A 1,268-nucleotide genomic window follows, 5' to 3' on the forward strand; every position below is an offset into this window, starting at 1 on the left:
AATACAAAGCGCCCAAGCGTCATATCGCCAATCTCCTTGAACCTGGTAATTTCCAAGACCATTTTTGCTCCTTTACCCTTCAAATTCTATCTCTATGCTATAGTTTGTGGGCTCTAGCGTATGCGAAACCGATTTCACGCTAAATTTAAGATCCTCAAGCCCTGGCGCACCTTTAAATTTAACCTGCGCGCCCGCGACGATATTGGCGCCCATACACGAGCACCGCCCGTTGATGCCGCCCTTTTTTAGCTCATCCAGTTTGCTTTGCGCCAGCTTATAGGCCTCGGCATCACTTTTCGGTTCTGGGATTTGCATCTTATAGGTCTGTTTGCCTTTGCCCACCTTGATCTGCTTGCGTTTGCCGCTCTCCACATCTTGCCATTCGCACACGACCGAACCGTAAGCGTTACGATTGGCTTCGGTAATATTGAGGGAAGTAAGATCGCTTAAATTCAATTCGATCTGCGGCAGCCCGCTCTCTGTCTCTGCTTCGTCCGATTCATCATCCCCGCTTTTTGGCGCTAGGATCAGCGTGTCGTTTTTGGTGGCGGCGAGATAGCCGAGCTCCTTTGCCAATGAATATAAAAACTCCAAATCGCTCACCCCGTCTTGTAGGCGCGATCTGATTGCCATATCCTCTCCGCTCGTTTTGAGGCGTAGGGCGTTTTCGTCCGCAATCTTGCCGGCTATGGCAAAAAGCGTGGTATTTTCCCAGCTGCGGCGCTTTTTAGTCTTGATCTCGCCGGCAAAATTTACGGCGGTCGCACGCACCTCGGTACTTTGCTCTTTAAAATCTCGTTCGCAGGTCTGCACGGCAAATTTACCGCACAGCCACGTATTATCGGCACCTTCCTCGCCTTCGCCCGCCCAGCCCAAATATAGCTCAAGCTTGTCGCCGAATGTCGGCTTTGCATAGATGCCGTGTACCTTAAAACTAATCTCGTCGCTTTTAAAGCCCTCTTTATCGTCAAAGCCTAGGCTAATCAAATTTTGCTTTATGGTTTGTGTGATATCTTTGCCGTTTGCTTCAAGTTTAAAGATCGGTTTTCTCACCATAATGTGGCCTGCTTTTGCGGTATTTTTTCTTCGCTCAATTCCGGCAGGGTTACGAGCTCGCCCGCCTTTAAAACGACTTCTAGCTTTGGATTGAGCTCCAGCACACTTTCAAAATACCTTAAATGCCCGTAATGCCTATAAACGATCTGATCCAATCGCTCACCGTCTTTTGCTTTATAAATCATATGCTCCCTTTTTAAAAAACTCGGACG

General features: G+C 48.3%; 2 protein-coding genes. Both read right to left on the reverse strand.

Going from position 1 to position 1,268, the window contains the following annotated elements:
- Positions 1 to 72: 72 nt before the first annotated feature.
- A complete protein-coding gene (locus tag Q0257_RS05380; protein ID WP_298022512.1) occupies positions 73 to 1,056 on the reverse strand; it encodes a contractile injection system protein, VgrG/Pvc8 family in 984 nt (327 codons plus the stop codon).
- Entirely contained in the window at positions 1,050 to 1,241 is a 192-nt protein-coding gene (locus tag Q0257_RS05385) for a tail protein X (protein WP_366517495.1), read from the reverse strand. Before Q0257_RS05385 ends, Q0257_RS05380 begins: the two co-directional genes overlap by 7 nt.
- Between the last annotated feature and the right edge of the window lie 27 nt (positions 1,242 to 1,268).

Origin of the sequence: uncultured Campylobacter sp., assembly GCF_938018035.1 — a bacterium.
Lineage (GTDB): Bacteria > Campylobacterota > Campylobacteria > Campylobacterales > Campylobacteraceae > Campylobacter_B.